Below are 15,861 nucleotides of genomic sequence, written 5' to 3'. Positions count from 1 at the left end.
TGTCAGAAGCTGGAAGGCAGCATTTGCAGTGCAGAATACGTGAATGAAGTGGGAATCGTGCGGCAGGGATGATTATGCAGGCTTCACGGTGAAGTCGCTATCATCCAGAGAGCGCAGCACCAGCTCGCGCGGGACGCAGAAGTCATCCATTTCCAGGCAGCGGACGATGCCGTCGGCGATGTGCTCGGGCTTGAGGAAAAGCTGTTTGGGGGCCTGGCGCTGGGAGGCGTCGTCCCAGAAGGCGGTATCCACGCCGCCGGGCAGGATGGCAGTGACGCGGATGCGATGCGGGGCTGCCTCCTCAGCCAGCCCCTGCGTGAAGCCGCGCACGCCCCACTTGGCGGCGCAGTACACGGTTTCGCTCGGGATGCCGCGCAGGCTGGCGGTGGAGATGACATTAATGATGTGGCCGCGTTGGTGCGGGATCATGGACTTCAAGGCCGCCTGGGAGCCGAGGATCGTGCCCTTGAGATTCACCGCCAGCATGAGGTCAATCTCCGCCTCCGTGTAGTCGGGGATCCAGCGATGGCGTGCGAGTCCGGCGTTGTTGACCCAGACGGAGATGGGGCCGAGTTGCTCGGTGATCTGATCCGCAGCGGACTGCACGGCGGCAGCATTGGAGACATCGCAACGGATGGACAGGGCGTTCGGATGATCGAGTGCCACGTTTTCGAGATCGAGCAATGCCACACGTGCGCCGCGTGCGAGCAGGGCCTGGGCGGTGGCTAGGCCGATGCCCTTGGCACCGCCGGTGATGACGCAGACTTGATGGGAGAGATTCATGATTTGGGCGAGCTGCGGGAAGGCTGGTCAGAGGGTTGTGTCATGGCGAGGAGATTGTTTTCCTTGCCATAGGCGGTGAGAATGTCGCCGGCCTTGATGAGGTCATCCCGGGCTGGAATGCCAGAGTGGGTGTGGCCGTCACGTGTGATGGCGAGAATGACGACCCCCTGGTCCCAGGGGCGCGATTCGCGCAGGGTGCGGCCTGCGAGAAAGGTGCCGGGCAGCACTTCGATCTCAGAAACCACATAGCCGTGCTGGATGCGCAGCAGCAATTCGTAGTCCAGCGCACGCACCATGCCGGTGCGCTCCAGCGTGCGCTGGATGACGTGGTCGAGCACCTTTTGAAACCACGTGAGGCGGGAGATGAGCAGCATCACTGCAAGGCCACCTGCCAGCCAGCCGAGCATCAGCATGGTGTCGCCGCCGGAGCTGCTCTGCAGCAGAGTGACGATGAGGGTGGCGAGCGCGGAGGTGAGACCCACATTTCCGGCCAGGATGAGATCGCGGATGATGCGGCGGCGCACGGGGTGGTTCACCACCAGCTCTGCCTCCTTGGTGGTGAAGCCCACGCCGAAAAATGCCGAGTAGGCCTGAAAGCTGGCGGTGTCCCAGCTGATGCCGGTCATCATCAGTGCCGTGGCACCCACTCGCACCACCAGCAATGAAACCAGTGCGATGATGAGCAGCGCGATGACGGGGGCGGCCACGAACTTGAGTTTAAAGTTTCAGGTTTAAAGTTCCAAGCTCAGAGGTGCTTTTCGCTGATGGACTTGTCGTGGTCGTAGATCTGCTCCTTGGTCTGGCGGCCTTTCATGTCCCAGTAGCGGTTCAGGCCATGACGCTGCCCGTTGTCAAAATTCGTTTCTGCGGATTGCTGGCCGTTTTCCCACCATTCCTTCATCACTCCGTGCATCTTTCCGCCGATGTAGGGGTACTCGCCGGCGGTCTTGCCATTGGAGTGCTTGTTACGCACGAGCCCGGTGTACGGCTGGCCTTTGTACCTGGCCTCCTTGCCTTCGTTGACCTGCTCGATGTCCTTGTCGGAAAAATCCACCACTGGAGGCTGTTTTTCGCCGCAGGAGGTGAGGCATAAAGTGCAGAGAAGGAGAAGGACGTGGAGCTGATTCATGGGCGCAAGGGTGGAGATAACGCGCACATTTTCAACTCGCAGCACGGCTCACTTTGCCGCCACCGCTTTCCTCCATGTCTCGGGGGCGCCGGGGAGCGTCTCGGCCAGAATGCGGCGAATATGGGTGCGTTCCTTTTCGGAAAGATAGGCAAAGTTGCCAGTGGTGTCCTTGCCGTCCAGGATCGTCCAGAGGCGGGTTAGCACGGTCTGCTTCAGCGGCGCGGTGAGGTGCTGAAAGGTGAGGGAATAGACCATGTAGCTGCAGCGGTATTTGAAAAGGCGGTGCAGGAGCTGGAAGTCCTTGAGGCTGCGGCCGTCGCTGCTCTGCGGGGCATTTTTGGTGAAGGCGGTCTGGAAGGCGGGATCTCCCTCGATGCCGCCTTCGGGCAGGGCGGCCTCATCTTTAAAGAGCAGCGCCTCCACCACGTCCTCGGCGCTGTGGTCGATGATGCGGCGTGCACTTCCAGTAGGCTCTGCGGTGACGGTCTCTCCCAGTTCCTTCTGCAGGCTGGTCTGCATGTACATGGCGCGCAGGGATGTGTGGTTGGCCTTGGTCAGGATATTCTGCACGCTGGTCTGATGCTCCAACACCATGAGGGCCACGATGTCGCTCTGCTTGCGCTTGTAGGGGCTTGTGTCGAAAAACTTGCCGAGGTTGGAGATGTTGGCGCCGGATTTGAAATTGATGTCGATGCTCTGGTCGTTCTTCTCGGTGGCGGTGACGTTGCCACGATGAAGAATACTGCCGTGCCTGCCGGTGACATACCAGCCACCCCAGCGGTCGCTGAAAGGGGTGGTGGTGTCCACCACGGTGCTGCCCTGGCTCATGATGGGGTGTCCTTCCGGGCCAGGATACACGGAGCGGACGATGACACCGGGCACACCGGGGGAGAAGGGGCCGCCGTGGCAGCTTAGGCAGCTGTTGTCGCGCTGAAACTGCAGGGGCTTGGCGGGTTCTTCTTCAGGGTCGAGCAGATAAAACACGGGGCCGAGCTTGGGGTCCACGGTGGCCACCTCGATGCTCCCGCCGAGGCAGTAGCCGACGTAGGCGTTGTCGCCGAAGTACACCACGCGCGGCGTCTGCGGGCTGATGCGGTCATTCTGCTTGCTGGTCTTGGAGAAGACCATGACCTGGGATTCCTGAGGGATGTCGAACTGCTTCATCACATCGCGCAGCACGGTCCAGGCGTCGGTGCGGTCGATCTTGACCTTGCCAGCGGCCATCAGGCGTTCGAGGCGCTGGGTCGCGTCATTGGGCTCGGTCTCGGAGTAGCGGATGGGGGCGTTTTCGTACTCGTCTTCGGCGTGGAGCTGCGGGAGGAAAGCGGAAAGCAAAATGGCCAGGCTCGTGCCCAGCAGGCTGGAGCGCTGAGTCGAAGCGGGGGATGGTGCGGTGCTCATGGCTGGGATATGGGGTGAGTCATTCCTGAGGCAGCAGCTGTTTTTTCATGCCAGTGCCGGCGGCACCGGCCACGAGGTCGCGCAGCGTATGGCGGTCGAGGCTTTCGTAGAAGGCATTGACCGCCTGGGCCAGCGCGCCTTTGAGGCGGCAGGAGCCATTGATTGGGCAGGTATTGTGCTGCGCGTCGAAGCACTCGACGATGATCGGCGAGTCCTCTGTGCGGCGCACCACCATGCCGATGTGGATTTCCTCAGGCGGCATGCCCAGGGAAATGCCACCGCCTCTTCCGCGCCGGGTTTCCAAGTAACCGAGCTTGGCCAGGTAGTTCACCACCTTCACGAGGTGATGGCGCGAGATGCTGTAGGCCTCTGCCACCTCGCTGAGAGAAAAGGTCTCCCCCTTCAGCGCCGCAAACATGAGCACGCGCAGGGAGTAGTCTGAGAAAAGGCTGAGTCGCATGACTCGATTTACGATAGCCGTTGGCTAAACTTGCACTTTGCGTGCATCTTTAACCAAGTGGGGCCAAAAGAGGCGTAATGGCGGGCAAGATCGGCATGGTCAGACACAAAAAAAGCCCGGAGGACACTCCTCCGGGCTTTGAGAGCTGGTTTGCCAGAGACTACTTCTTCTTGGCAGGGGTGGCGCAGCAGGCGTGGCCCGTGGTCTTCTTGGCGGCAGGGGCGCTGCAGCAGGAGGAGCAGTTTTCCTTCTTTTTGGCGAAAACGCAGTGGCCGTTCGAGCAGCTGCTCAGCAGCAGGCTGGTGGAGACAAAGGCGAGAGTGAGAAGTGATTTCATAGTGTGTGTGGTATTGATGGCTAGTGGCTGACAATGGCTTTATAGCCGTTGCACAGCATTAAGAGTCCGTATGGAACAATTTATTTCATGCAATCTCAAGAATAATTGCACATTCGTCGGCTGTCCGGTTTGCAGACAGGCATGAAAAAGCCCGGAAGGGTTGCTTCCGGGCTTGAGGGAGAATGAATCACCTCACTGCAAATCAGCCTTCCTTGAGGGTCTCGACCTTCTTGTGGGAGCTGGTGGCGGTAACCTTCTTGCCGACAAGCTTGTCAGCGTCTTTGACGGCAGCGGTCAGGGTAAGCTTAACTTCCTTGCCGTCAGCCTCGATGACGATGGACTTGGAGTCAGCGTCAACGGACTTGAGCTTGCCAGTGGTGGTGTCGATTTTGCCGCAGCCAGCGAAAGCGGACACGGAAAGGCCGAGGACGGCGAGGGTGGTAAGGATGGATTTCATGTTGAGTTTGAGTGTGGTTAGCTTTCCGTCAGGAAGTGACCGAGCGGATTTGCACCTATTCAAAACGAAAGCCGCCACCTCAGACAATCAAAAAATGTGGGGTTTTTGAAAAAAGCTCGTCACACGGCCTCAGCCTGTGCCACGCTGGTCCGATGAAGAATACAGTTTTCACCCTTGGCGTGGCCGTTTTTTGGGCTTTTGCAGCCACCTGTCCGGCGCATCCTTTGCCGGATGTGGCCGTGAGGGCTCATTTTGAACAGAATGGTGACTGGACGCTTCAGGTGGAAATTGACCCGCGCAGTTTCCAGCCAGACCCCAATGTGGCCCCTTACCTGACCAATGCTGACTTGGGCGTCACACCGGCGGAACAGCAGGAGAAACTCAAGACGCAAGCCAGGGAGTATGCACAAAAGGTGGTCGAAGTCGTTCTCGACCCTGCTGTCGAAGTGAAGCCTGAGCTGACCTGGGAGTTTACCGCTGCCGAAAATGCGCCTTTGAAGCTGCCGGAGGATCCGGTCATGCTCACCGGCACCTGGCGTACGAAGCTTCCTGCCGGCAGCAAGGGCTACTCCATCAAGGCCCTGCCAGCCGGAACCTTGAGTGTGCTGTACCATAACACTGCGCTGGGGAAGAAGGTGGAGCGCTACCAAATCCTCTTTCCTGGAGAAACCAGCTATGTGCTGGATTTGCAGACTTTCACGCCGCGCACCAAGGCTCCGCTCCCCATCACGGAGGAGTCCGTGAAGGACCCTGGTGCGGCCTCTGGCAGTCTTGAAGGCATGTGCGAAATGTGCGGAACCTGCTCCACGGGCGGGTACATGCTGCCGACGCTGATTGCTGTGGCGGGGCTGGTGATGGTCGTTGCATGGCTCCGCCGCAAGCCTAAGGCGTGAAGAGCGGGCAACTTCCGTTTGCACCGCTACCGTGCTCGCGTAAATGCCGCGCGTGAAACAGGCATTTGTATTGGGCGCAGGCATTGGCGAGAGACTGAGACCTCTGACGGAGCAGCTTCCTAAGCCGCTCGTGCCAGTGTTCCACCGTCCTCTCATCACCTATGCCTTTGATCACCTGATAGCGGCGGGGGTATCCCGCCTGGTGGTCAATACGCACCATATTCCCGAGGCCTATGCGCGGGCCTTTCCAGAGCAGAGCTACCGAGGTGTGCCGATCCAGTTCCGCAACGAGAGCCCCGTGCGGCTGGAAACCGCAGGCGGTATTGCCAATGTGCGCGATCTGCTCGGCGGCGAGCCCTTCCTGGTCTACAACGGAGACATCCTGACCGACCTGCCCCTGCAGCCCCTCATCCATGAACATCAAACCAAGGGCAATCTCGTCACCCTCGTCTTGCGCAGCCATGGGCCCTCCCTGCACATCGCCTATGACTCGCAGACGGGGCTGGTCACCGACATCCGCAACAAGCTTGGCACTGGCGACGAGGGGAAATACCTCTTCACCGGCATCTATGCCTGTGATCCGGCCATCCATGACTGGATCACTCCCGGCAAAGTAGAGTCCGTCATCCCCATCTTCCTCAACATGATCCGCGCCGGGGCAAAGCTCGGGGCTGTGGTGATCGACGAGGGCAGTTGGTGGGATTTGGGCAGTCGAACGGCCTACCTTTCTGCTCATTCGTCTCTGAACGGCATGTATGCTCCGGCAGTTGACCCGTTGGCGCAGATCGAGGCCGGGGCAGTGCTGCGGGGAATCAATGTCGTGGGGGCCGGGGCTGTGATAGAAGCCGGAGCACAGCTGGAGGACACCATCGTCTGGCCAGGCGGCCGGGTGCAGGGCGGCGCAGATTTGAGGCGCTGCATCGTCCGCAGTGGTGTCACGGCGGCGGGAAATGCGGAAGACGTTGATTTTTAAGCCACTCCCGGCTTTGGATTGGACATCCGGCGTTCCGCATTCGTCATTCTTCACATCTATCATGCTCCCCGAACACGAGGCCTTGCTCTTCTTCACCCGCCAACAGTTCCCTGAACTGAACAGCACGCCATGTGAGGTGGAGGTCATCCTCAAGGGGGCTTCCGACCGCCATTTCTATCGGCTCAACTGGCAGGCTGACCGTGCCCCAATGATTTTGATGGTTTACACCTTGGCGCGTCGCGACAACCCCAAATTCGTTCCCGCCACCTTGAGGCTGAGGAAAATCGGAGCGAACGTGCCGCAGGTTTACGCTTTTGATGAGCAGCGCCTCTGTGTCTGGCTTGAGGATCTGGGGCGCATCGATCTGCAGTCTTTCAATGAGCGCCCATGGGACCTGCGCATGCCGCTCTATCAAGCCACCTTGCGTGAAGCGGCGAAGTTCCATGAAGTGACTGAAAGCACCCTCACGCCAGCGGATATTGACGAACTCGAGCCCGGCTTTGACGAGGCGCTCTATGAATGGGAGCAGGGATACTTCCTCGAGCATTTTGTGGTTGGTTACCTGGGGCGAGAGCATGACACGCCCGAGTTTGAGGCCGCCCACGAGTCGCTCAGGCAGCTCCGCCGCCACCTTTCCCGTCTCCAGCGCTGCCTGGTTCATCGGGATTTCCAGAGTCAGAATGTTCTGATCCGCGCTGGGGAAGCCTGGCTGGTGGACTACCAAGGCCTGCGCCTCGGTCTGGCCGAATACGATCTCGCCTCGCTGCTCTACGATCCGTACGTGAATCTCACGAAGTCGGAGCGCGGCAGCCTTTTGCGCTACTATGCGGAGCATCGCGGCCTCTCGCTCAGTGATGTGAGCCACGTGTTTTATCTCTGCGCCGCCCAGAGGCTTATGCAGGCGCTGGGGGCCTACGCCAATCTCAGCCGCAATCTCGGCAAGCCACATTATGAGCAGCACATCCCCGCTGCCGTATCGAACCTGGCCGAAGTCTGCGCCGAAGGGCAGGGGCTGCAGGAACTGCGCATGTTTTTTGCCGGCGGACTCTGATCCACCGGCCCCACCCCCGATGATGCGTGGATTGTCCCCCGGGAGGGGCGCTCTAGCGTTGATCGGGAGGCGGTTGTTGGGGGCGGCTGGGCCTGATTCGCCGAATTAACGGCACATGAAGCAAGGCCAAATGCGAAATCGCATTGCTCTCGCCTTCGGGATAGGCTCTAAATGGCGCATCCCCACCCTGCCGCATGCCTGAAACCGCCGCCGCCACGCCGACCTCCGCGCCCAGCAAGAGTCGTGTCTTTGCGTCCCGTTTGTTCAGCACCCTGCTGCTTTGGTCTCTGCTCACCGTGGCATTCCTGCAATGGCAGAACACCTGGCTGATCATAGCCATCACGGGTTTTTTCGGTGTGTCGGGTGCTGTGGAGTATTTCCGGCTGCTGCGTAATGACCCGCATGCGCGCTCTTTCAATGCGCTCGGCTTTGTCATCTGCATCGTGTACTGGGGCGTGGTGCTGTGGTACACCACCTCCCGCCACAAGGCGCCGCCCATGGAGTTTGACCTGGCCGCGCTGACCGCCAGTGTGCACGGCTCTTTTATCCTATGCTACCGCCACCAGCTTGAAGGCACGCTGACACTGCAGCGCATCTTCAACACCGTCTTTGGCACCGTTTACACGGTCATCTTCTTTGGTTTCATGGTGCGTCTGATGTATTTCCACGCCGACGGCAAAGGCATCACCGACATCTTTCTGGTGCTTTTCCTCATCATGGTCACGAAATTCAGTGACATGGGGGCTTATGTGGTCGGCGTGTTGTTTGGGAAGCACAAAATGATTCCGCACATCAGCCCGGCAAAGTCCTGGGAGGGATTTGTCGGCGCCTTCATCGGTTCGTTTACCGCTGCTGCGGTGCTGCTGGCAACGATTCCCGAAAAAATCGCCCCCATCACCTGGATGCATGGCATGCTCCTTGCCCCGGTCCTTTGCGCTACTGCGGTCACAGGAGATCTTGCTGAGTCCGTGCTCAAGCGCTGTGTCGCCATCAAGGACAGCGGCCACACGCTGCCCGGCATCGGCGGCATCCTTGATCTCACGGACAGTCTGCTGTTCACCGCCCCGGTGTTTTATTTTTACTTGTCCGCCATCGCACGATAAGCCAAAGCAAGCATTCGTGATGCGCAAAGTTCTCCTCCTCGGCTCCACCGGCTCCATCGGCACCAGCGCCCTCAAAGTCGCATGTGACATCCCTGAGCGCATGCAGATCGTCGGCCTGGCCGCGAACAGCAGCGTCGAGTCGCTTGTGGCGCAGGTGCACGAGACCGGTGTCAGGCAGGTGGCCCTGACCGATGCCGCTGCTGCGGCAAAAGCCCGTGCGCTGCTGCCTGCGGATGTCGTACTGCACACAGGCGCGCAGGGACTGGTCGATCTCGTGAACGAATCCGACGCCGACATGGTGCTCGTCGCCATTGTGGGCACCGCCGGGTTAGCTCCGGCGCTAGCCGCCATCGAGCGCGGCATGCACCTGGCGGTGGCCAGCAAGGAAATCCTCGTCATGGCCGGCGAAGCCGTCACCGAGGCCGCCAAGCGCAAAGGCGTGAACATCCTGCCCGTGGACAGCGAGCACAACGCCATCTTTCAGTGCCTTGAAGGCCACCGGCACAGCAGTGTACAGCGCATTCTTCTCACTGCCAGCGGCGGCCCCTTTCGCACCCTGCCTGCGGATCAGCTTCCTGCTGTCACCGTCGCCCAGGCCCTGAAGCATCCCACCTGGACCATGGGCCGCAAGATCACCATCGACAGCGCCACCCTCTTCAACAAGGGGCTGGAAATGATCGAGGCCAAGTGGCTCTTTGACGTGCCCATGGACAAGATCGAGGTCGTCGTGCATCCCCAGAGCATCGTGCACAGCATGGTCGAATTTGCTGACAACAGCGTCATCGCGCAGCTCAGCCACAGCGACATGTGCTTTCCCATCCAGTATGCCGTGACCTGGCCTGACCGCGTGCCGAACAATCTGAAGCCGCTCGATTTCGCCAAAGTCGGCGCTTTGTCTTTCGAAGCCCCCCGCGTGGACGACTTTCCTGCCATCAATCTGGCCCGCCATGCCGGCACCGTTGGCGGCACCCTCCCGGCCGTCCTCAACGCCGCCAACGAGGTTGCTGTAGATGCCTTTATCAACGGTAAAATCTCATTTCCAGGCATCTGGCAGACAGTCGAGAGCGTCATGACAGCCCATCAGACGGTCGAGCATCCGAATCTTGATGCACTCATTGAGGCAGATGCCTGGGCTCGGAGCAAAGCTGCCGAACTGATCTGAGTCAGCGGGAGTCCCAGGCTTCCAAAAACTTCCCAAAAATATCCTCGCCCCAGCGGGGGGCGTGCTAATCTCCGGCGAACCCACTGTTCGCCATGAAAACTACTTTCAGCCTCGCGCTGCTGCCAGCCATGACGCTGGCATTTGTTTCTGCCATTCAGCTCTGCCATGCGGCTCCGCCAAAAGGCCGTGCAGATACGAAAACGCCGCCTTCTCAGGAACTGCACGCGAGCATCACCATCAATCCGGAGGAGCTGGCTCCTGACTCCACCATCGAAGTCGTGTTTCCCACGGCCATGGTGGCCAAAGACCAAATCGGCAAAAGCGCAGCCACTTCACCGCTGGTTCTGATTCCGGAACTGACCGGCACTTTCGAGTGGACGAGCACTCGCAGCGGGCATTTTCACCTCACGCAAGCTCCGAAATTTGCCGCCAGCTATGAGTTCAAGCTGCGCGCGGGTCTGACAGATCTTGCCGGCAAACCCCTTGCGGCTGAAAAGCTCGACTCTGTGGAAAGCGCACGCTTCCGCATCATCGATCAGCATCCTCGCTGGTTTGATGATGATGCTCAGAATCGCAGCCCGCGTTTTCTCTTCGAGTTCAACGACAGCGTTACGCCTGCAGAGGTGGTCAAGCACATCAAGTTCGTGTCTGAATCCTCACCACAGCCTGTGGGTGCCAAGGTTCGTCATGCCACCGGCAAGGACTTCACCCGTATGGGCGCCGAGCCCCAGGCAACGTGGGCGGAAGAAATATCCAAGGTGAAGCCCTCGGTAGGCGATGATGCGGCGCGCCTGAGCGCTATCATCGTCGAGCCGGAAACACAGCTTTCGGTAGGCAAGTGGAGCCTGGCGATTGCTGAAACGCTCAGCAACACCTCAGGAGTCAACCAAATCGCCACGGGTGACGACATCCAGCTCGGTGAGATCAAACCGTTTGAGGTGCGTGAGGTCGAGGCGCATACACCGTTCGACAGCGACTACTACATTGATGTCGATTTCAACAAGCGCCTCCTGCCGCCGACGAATGATGAAATGACGCCGGAGATGGTGGCGGCCTTTGCGCAAAAGCTCGCCCCCTTTGTCACCATCCGCCGCGCCTCTCTGGGGCAGAAGCTGGCGTCCGTGGTCAACAAGGACGAAGGGCCCGTCACGGGGCTTAAGGCTGAAATTTTGGGGCAAACGCTTCGCTTCACCGGCCCGTTTGAAGTGAACAAAAAGTACACCGTCACTGTGGACATGGCCATGACGTCCGGGGACAACCTTCCCCTGCAGGCCAATTATAAAAACGAGGTCACATTCATCCCCAATCCTCCCTATCTCGCCGCCCCCACTTTCATCAACGCCCAGCTTGCCAAGGGGGATGGAAACTATGAGTTCAGCGCTGCCAACGTGAAGCAGGTGCGCGTGCGAGCCAAGCGCCTCAACGGGCCGGAACTGCTCAAGGCGCTGGATCAATACCGTGCCTACCAGTCCGCCTACTACGGCAACGAAAAACAAAAGGCAGCCTACAGGATGCAGTCCATCGACGCCTACCCTGGCACTCAGGTGTTTGACCGCAGCTTCCCGGTGAACAAGCCGCTAGACCACAGCGAGATCCTAAAGCTGAACTGGCGTGAAGTGCTGGGAGACTTTCCTGCGGCGCCGCTTTTTATCGAGCTTGAGGGGACAGCCGCCGCAGGCATCGAACAAAAGGGTGTCATGACCCAGACCCTTGTGCAGTTTACCGATCTCGGGATCATGCAGAAGAGCAACGGCCGTGAGACGATGGTCTTTGTGACATCGCTGGAAACAGGCAAGCCAGTGTCCGGTGTGCGTCTGACGCTGGTGGACAACGATTTGAAGCTCATCGGCTACGGAGACACAGATGCCAGTGGCATTGCCACCGCGCCGGGGGCGTCTCCTGCGTTTGTGCTGGCGGAAAAAAATGGAGACTGTGCCGTCATTGAGTGCAGCGGCAGCAGCATTCGCATTCCCTACGACATCTCGCAGGCCTATGAGAATGTCTGGCAGCCTCAGCGGCGCACCTTTGTGTTCTCCGACCGCCCGCTCTACAAGCCCGGAGACACCGCACACTTCAAAGCTCATACCCGTCTGCTCATTGGCGATGATCTGAGCCTTGATCAAGCACCGGCCGAAGGGCGGCTGGTAATCCGCGATCCTCGTTACCGCGTCGTAGTTGACAAGCCGGTCACTTTCACCGCCAGCGGTGCCTGGGCAGATGATCTGGTGCTGCCAACGGGGCCTGCCGGATGGTATGACCTTTCAATCAACCTCAAGTCTCCCAATGCCAACAGCCAGAGCAACGACGGTGGCGGCATGAGCTTCCGCATCGACGACTACAAGCCTAACACCTTTGAGGTGAAGCTGGACACGAAGGCCGTCAAATTTCAGCCTGACCGCATTCACCTGCCTCTCACCGCGAACTACTACATGGGCAAGGCGCTCTCCGTCGCCAAGGTGCAATGGAGCGCGAACTCGCAGCGCGACTACGAGGCTCCGGCCGCCTACAGCCGCTATCATTTCGGAGAGGCGCCTTCATGGTCTCATTATGCCCAGGATCGTGACGCCGATGGCGACTACTCAGGGCATGGCGATGATGAGGAGGAAAACGAGTGGTTTGTGAACGGCAATCTCTTCCTGGCTGAAGACGGCACCGCCACACTCGAAATGCCGCAGCCGCCACCAGACCGTGCGGCGCTGCCGCAGCGGGTGCGGGTGAATGCCGAAGTCACCGACATCAACGAGCAGACCATCAGCTCCAGCACTGAGTTTGAAGTGCCTGGCGCGAATTTCCTGCTGGGGCTCAAAGGCCCGGAGTATTTCGGCACCGCAGGCAAACCGCTGCAGCTTGAAGTGGTGGCGATTGATTCCAGAGGAGCTCCCGCCGCAGGTGATGTGCGTGTCGAATTCAAAGTCGAGCGTCAGGAATACCACACGCTCAAGATCGCCACAGCCGGAGGTGGATCGACGACCAAGGACCAGGTCATCCTGCGTGAGGAAATGAAGCAGAGTGTCGATTTGAAAACCCCGACCGCCGGTTCGGCGCCCTCTGCCAGCATCCCATTCACGCCTGCAGTAGGCGGCGTCTATTTCGTCACCGCAGAGGCCGTGGACACCAAGGGCACCAAAGTGCTCTCCCGCATGCCGTTCTACGCCGTCGGTGGCAGCCAGTTTCCATGGGCGATGGAGGATGGAAACCGCATGAACCTCCAGCCGGAAAAAAACACTCTCAAGCCAGGAGAGGACGCTGTTATCGTGGTCAAGACTCCCATCGCTGGCACTGCGCTGGTGACCGTTGAGCGCAACAAGCTGCATCGTCAGTTTGTCACAGAGCTCACGCTCGAAAATCCGATCATCCGCGTGCCGCTGGGTGAGGATGATTTTCCAAATGCTTACGTGTCCGTCACTGTCATCCGTGGTTCTGCGGCCAGCACCAAACAGCACCAGATGCCCGAGTATCGAGTCGGCTACTGTGCGCTGACTGTGGAATCTGATGCAAAGGATCTGAAGCTCACAGTCAAGCCTGATCGGGATGAAGTGCGTCCTGCGGAGGAAGTGAAAATCACCGCAAAGGTCACGGATGCCAAAGGCGCTGCGGTTGCCGGTGCGGATGTGACGCTCTATGCCGTGGACGAAGGCGTGCTCAGCCTCATGAAGCATGAGACGCCTGATCCTTCCGCCTTTTTCCACGCCGAGTTTCCCCTGGCTGTGGACAGCTTCACGTCCTTCGACAGCCTGCTGTCTGAGGAAGCTGCCGCAAGAGACCGGGGCAACAAGGGCTTCGTCGTCGGCGGCGGGGATGGCGAAGGCGCCGGGCCGGATGCGAATATTCGAAAAAATTTCGTCGTTACCCCTCTATGGCTCGCTTCGGGCACCACGGATGCCCAGGGTGGTCTGACCGCCAGCGTCAAAGCGCCGGACAATCTCACTCGCTATCGCATCATGGCCGTGGCCGCTCATGGCGTGGATCGCTTTGGCAGCGCCGAATCAGCCTTCAAGATCAACAAGCCGCTGATGGTCGATCCTGCGGTGCCTCGGTTTGCCCGTCTGGGCGATGAATTTTTGGTGAAAGCCATCGTCCACAACACCACGCCAAATGCCGGTGCCGTGGAAGTGACCCTTGAGCTGGATTCCACTGCGGATTTCATTCAGGAAAAGCGGGATTTCGTTCCTGCTGCGCTGAAGTCCGTCAACGCCGCAAATGCGAAGCAGCAGAAGGTCATTCTGCAGATCAAAGCCGGCGAGACTGCTGCCACCGCCTTCCCGGTGCAGTTCGTGCAGCTTGGCACCGCGACATGGAAGTGGACTGCACGAGGCGTGGACTGGCCCGCTGCTGCGAGCGACAGCACTGTGTCGACATTTGAAGTGAACCATCCTGTGCCTGAGCTGCGCTATGTCAGCTACACACGTCTCAAAGCCGATGAACCCAATGAGAACCTCATCAAGGATGTAAACCCCGCCTTGCTCGAGGGTGACGGCGCACTTTCTCTCGGCATCAGCAACAGCCGGCTGTTTGAGGCACGCGATGCCATCGGCTACGTGCTGCATTATCCTTACGGCTGTGTGGAGCAGACCACTTCGGCCACGATGCCCTGGCTTGCGCTCGGCAAATATGAACCGCTCTTTCCCGATCTCCTAGGCGGTGGCAAGGCAAAACAGGCTGTGCAGGCGGGTGTGGACAAACTGCTGCAAATGACCACAGATGAGGGCGGGCTGGCCTATTGGCCGGGTGGCACCGAGCCAAGCCTCTGGGGCAGCGCTTACGGTGGCATGCTGCTGCTCCGGGCACGGGAGCAAGGTGCGGACGTTCCTGCGGACGCGATCAACAAGCTGGTCGAATTTCTTTCCAAAAAATTGCGCGGGCTGGATGAGGAAAAAGACCTCTACAACATCACAGACTCAGCGCTGGCGCTCTATACCCTTGCCAAGGCAGGCAAACCGGAGCCTGCGTATCAAAACCTGCTTTTTGGCCGGCGTGAGAGTCTGCCTGAAATCGCACGGCTTTACCTGGCTCTCTCCATGTGCCTGAGCAACGCGCCTGAACAGCAGATCAAGGATGCGCTCGGCTGGAAGCCTGCGGCACGTGCTGCTTCCCCTGCGAAGGCAGATGGCAAAAGCAAGGCGGCTAAATCCGAAGCGAAGGCTAAATCAGTGCCGCCAACTCGCCCGGTCACCTGGAGCCACTGGGCTGGCAACGGTGCCAACAAGGCACTGCGCTTGATCTGCTACACGCATCTGGGACTGACCGAAGAGGCGGAGGAGCTTGCGGTGGCGATCCTGCAGGCGCGCAACGGTCGTGGCGAATGGGGCAACACCTTCACCAATGCGTGGACACTCACTGCTCTGGCTGCCTACGAGCGCAGCCTTAAAAAGGCAGGTGAACCGCTTGCTGCAACGGGCCGCTGGGACACCCAGTCTGTGCCGCTGCAACTCAACGCCGGATTCTCCAGCACCCATGTGAACTTTGCTCTTAATCAGGCCCTGAGTGCCAAGCCGCTCAGCGTCGAACTTCCTACTGGACGTGAGATCTACGGACGCGTCGAAGCACACAGCTTCCCGCCTCAGCGCGCCTTCGCCGGTGAAAACAAGGGCTACGCCATCGAGCGCAGCTATGAAGAGCTGAACATGGACGGCTCCACCTCCGGCACCGAGGACCTTCGTGTCGGTGACATGGTCGTGGTCACCCTCAAGATCGAAATCGGCGGTGGAGACCGCTACCTCGCCATCGACGATGCGCTTCCTGCCGTTTTTGAAGCCATCAATCCTGAGTTCGGCACCCAGAGCGAACGTGAAGCTGATCAACTGCCCGACGGCATCCAGGCCTGGTTCTGCGACCATCGCGAAATCCGCACAGACCGCGCCCTGTTCTTCACCGATTTCGCTCCTGCCAAAGGAAAGTTCAGCCTCCAGTATCTCGCCCGCGTCATCGCCGAAGGGGATACTACGGCACCTCCCGCACGCATCGAAGCCATGTATCAGCCCGAAAAATATGGACTCAGTCCGACACAGCGCGTACGCACCCTCCCCTCTGCTGGCGCAAAGGTGGCGGAAGTGAAGTGAGACAGATGCATTTGTCCGTCGTAATCGTTCGCAATGCCTGAATCTGCGTTTGA

Annotated in this window: 13 protein-coding genes; 6 read left to right on the top strand and 7 right to left on the bottom strand. The window is 59.5% G+C overall.

Annotated elements, in window-relative coordinates:
* Positions 1-72: 72 nt before the first annotated feature.
* From ACZ5WW_RS09440 to ACZ5WW_RS09410, 7 genes are all read right to left on the bottom strand, one after another.
* Positions 73-783: an SDR family oxidoreductase gene (locus ACZ5WW_RS09440; RefSeq protein ID WP_377164815.1), complete on the bottom strand. Its 711-nt coding sequence runs from the start codon at positions 781-783 to the stop codon at positions 73-75.
* The gene (locus ACZ5WW_RS09435) at positions 780-1,490 is read right to left on the bottom strand and encodes a TrkA C-terminal domain-containing protein (protein ID WP_377164817.1); all 711 of its coding nucleotides are present in this window, start codon (positions 1,488-1,490) and stop codon (positions 780-782) included. Before ACZ5WW_RS09435 ends, ACZ5WW_RS09440 begins: the two co-directional genes overlap by 4 nt.
* 38 nt (positions 1,491-1,528) lie before the next feature.
* Positions 1,529-1,912 carry a toxin-antitoxin system YwqK family antitoxin gene (locus ACZ5WW_RS09430; RefSeq protein ID WP_377164819.1) on the bottom strand — a complete coding sequence of 128 codons (384 nt, stop codon included), beginning with the start codon at positions 1,910-1,912 and terminating at the stop codon, positions 1,529-1,531.
* Between the two features lie 48 nt (positions 1,913-1,960).
* On the bottom strand, positions 1,961-3,313 hold the full coding sequence (locus ACZ5WW_RS09425; protein ID WP_377164821.1) for a hypothetical protein: 1,353 nt from the start codon (positions 3,311-3,313) through the stop codon (positions 1,961-1,963).
* A 19-nt stretch (positions 3,314-3,332) separates the two neighbouring features.
* On the bottom strand, positions 3,333-3,773 hold the full coding sequence (locus ACZ5WW_RS09420; RefSeq protein ID WP_377164823.1) for an Rrf2 family transcriptional regulator: 441 nt from the start codon (positions 3,771-3,773) through the stop codon (positions 3,333-3,335).
* A 160-nt stretch (positions 3,774-3,933) separates the two neighbouring features.
* On the bottom strand, positions 3,934-4,110 hold the full coding sequence (locus ACZ5WW_RS09415; RefSeq protein ID WP_377164825.1) for a hypothetical protein: 177 nt from the start codon (positions 4,108-4,110) through the stop codon (positions 3,934-3,936).
* A 202-nt stretch (positions 4,111-4,312) separates the two neighbouring features.
* Positions 4,313-4,567, bottom strand: coding sequence for a hypothetical protein (locus tag ACZ5WW_RS09410; protein WP_377164827.1), 255 nt, complete (start codon positions 4,565-4,567; stop codon positions 4,313-4,315).
* Between the two features lie 152 nt (positions 4,568-4,719).
* Here ACZ5WW_RS09410 and ACZ5WW_RS09405 point away from each other — a divergent pair, with 152 nt between their 5' ends.
* From ACZ5WW_RS09405 to ACZ5WW_RS09380, 6 genes are all read left to right on the top strand, one after another.
* Positions 4,720-5,460, top strand: a complete 741-nt coding sequence (locus ACZ5WW_RS09405) for a hypothetical protein (protein ID WP_377164829.1) — start codon at positions 4,720-4,722, stop codon at positions 5,458-5,460.
* A gap of 43 nt (positions 5,461-5,503) precedes the next feature.
* Complete coding sequence (locus ACZ5WW_RS09400) at positions 5,504-6,433, top strand: nucleotidyltransferase family protein (protein WP_377164831.1); 930 nt, start codon at positions 5,504-5,506, stop codon at positions 6,431-6,433.
* Between the two features lie 61 nt (positions 6,434-6,494).
* Entirely contained in the window at positions 6,495-7,484 is a 990-nt protein-coding gene (locus ACZ5WW_RS09395) for an aminoglycoside phosphotransferase family protein (RefSeq protein ID WP_377164833.1), read from the top strand.
* Between the two features lie 194 nt (positions 7,485-7,678).
* Complete coding sequence (locus tag ACZ5WW_RS09390; protein WP_377164835.1) at positions 7,679-8,587, top strand: phosphatidate cytidylyltransferase; 909 nt, start codon at positions 7,679-7,681, stop codon at positions 8,585-8,587.
* Positions 8,588-8,606: 19 nt separating this feature from the next.
* Positions 8,607-9,749, top strand: coding sequence for a 1-deoxy-D-xylulose-5-phosphate reductoisomerase (locus tag ACZ5WW_RS09385; RefSeq protein ID WP_377164837.1), 1,143 nt, complete (start codon positions 8,607-8,609; stop codon positions 9,747-9,749).
* A gap of 92 nt (positions 9,750-9,841) precedes the next feature.
* A complete protein-coding gene (locus tag ACZ5WW_RS09380) occupies positions 9,842-15,808 on the top strand; it encodes an alpha-2-macroglobulin family protein (RefSeq protein WP_377164839.1) in 5,967 nt (1,988 codons plus the stop codon).
* Positions 15,809-15,861 lie beyond the last annotated feature (53 nt).

Source organism: Prosthecobacter fluviatilis (assembly GCF_055388355.1).
Note: the sequence above shows the minus strand (reverse complement) of the source record. Positions and strands in the feature narration are given on the sequence as shown.

Coding starts and splice junctions, on each gene's coding strand:
- ACZ5WW_RS09390 (WP_377164835.1), top strand. CDS start 7,679: ATGCCTGAAACCGCCGCCGCCACGCCGACCTCCGCGCCCAGCAAGAGT.
- ACZ5WW_RS09425 (WP_377164821.1), bottom strand. CDS start 3,313: ATGAGCACCGCACCATCCCCCGCTTCGACTCAGCGCTCCAGCCTGCTG.
- ACZ5WW_RS09440 (WP_377164815.1), bottom strand. CDS start 783: ATGAATCTCTCCCATCAAGTCTGCGTCATCACCGGCGGTGCCAAGGGC.
- ACZ5WW_RS09415 (WP_377164825.1), bottom strand. CDS start 4,110: ATGAAATCACTTCTCACTCTCGCCTTTGTCTCCACCAGCCTGCTGCTG.
- ACZ5WW_RS09405 (WP_377164829.1), top strand. CDS start 4,720: ATGAAGAATACAGTTTTCACCCTTGGCGTGGCCGTTTTTTGGGCTTTT.
- ACZ5WW_RS09410 (WP_377164827.1), bottom strand. CDS start 4,567: ATGAAATCCATCCTTACCACCCTCGCCGTCCTCGGCCTTTCCGTGTCC.
- ACZ5WW_RS09395 (WP_377164833.1), top strand. CDS start 6,495: ATGCTCCCCGAACACGAGGCCTTGCTCTTCTTCACCCGCCAACAGTTC.
- ACZ5WW_RS09380 (WP_377164839.1), top strand. CDS start 9,842: ATGAAAACTACTTTCAGCCTCGCGCTGCTGCCAGCCATGACGCTGGCA.
- ACZ5WW_RS09400 (WP_377164831.1), top strand. CDS start 5,504: ATGCCGCGCGTGAAACAGGCATTTGTATTGGGCGCAGGCATTGGCGAG.
- ACZ5WW_RS09430 (WP_377164819.1), bottom strand. CDS start 1,912: ATGAATCAGCTCCACGTCCTTCTCCTTCTCTGCACTTTATGCCTCACC.
- ACZ5WW_RS09420 (WP_377164823.1), bottom strand. CDS start 3,773: ATGCGACTCAGCCTTTTCTCAGACTACTCCCTGCGCGTGCTCATGTTT.
- ACZ5WW_RS09385 (WP_377164837.1), top strand. CDS start 8,607: ATGCGCAAAGTTCTCCTCCTCGGCTCCACCGGCTCCATCGGCACCAGC.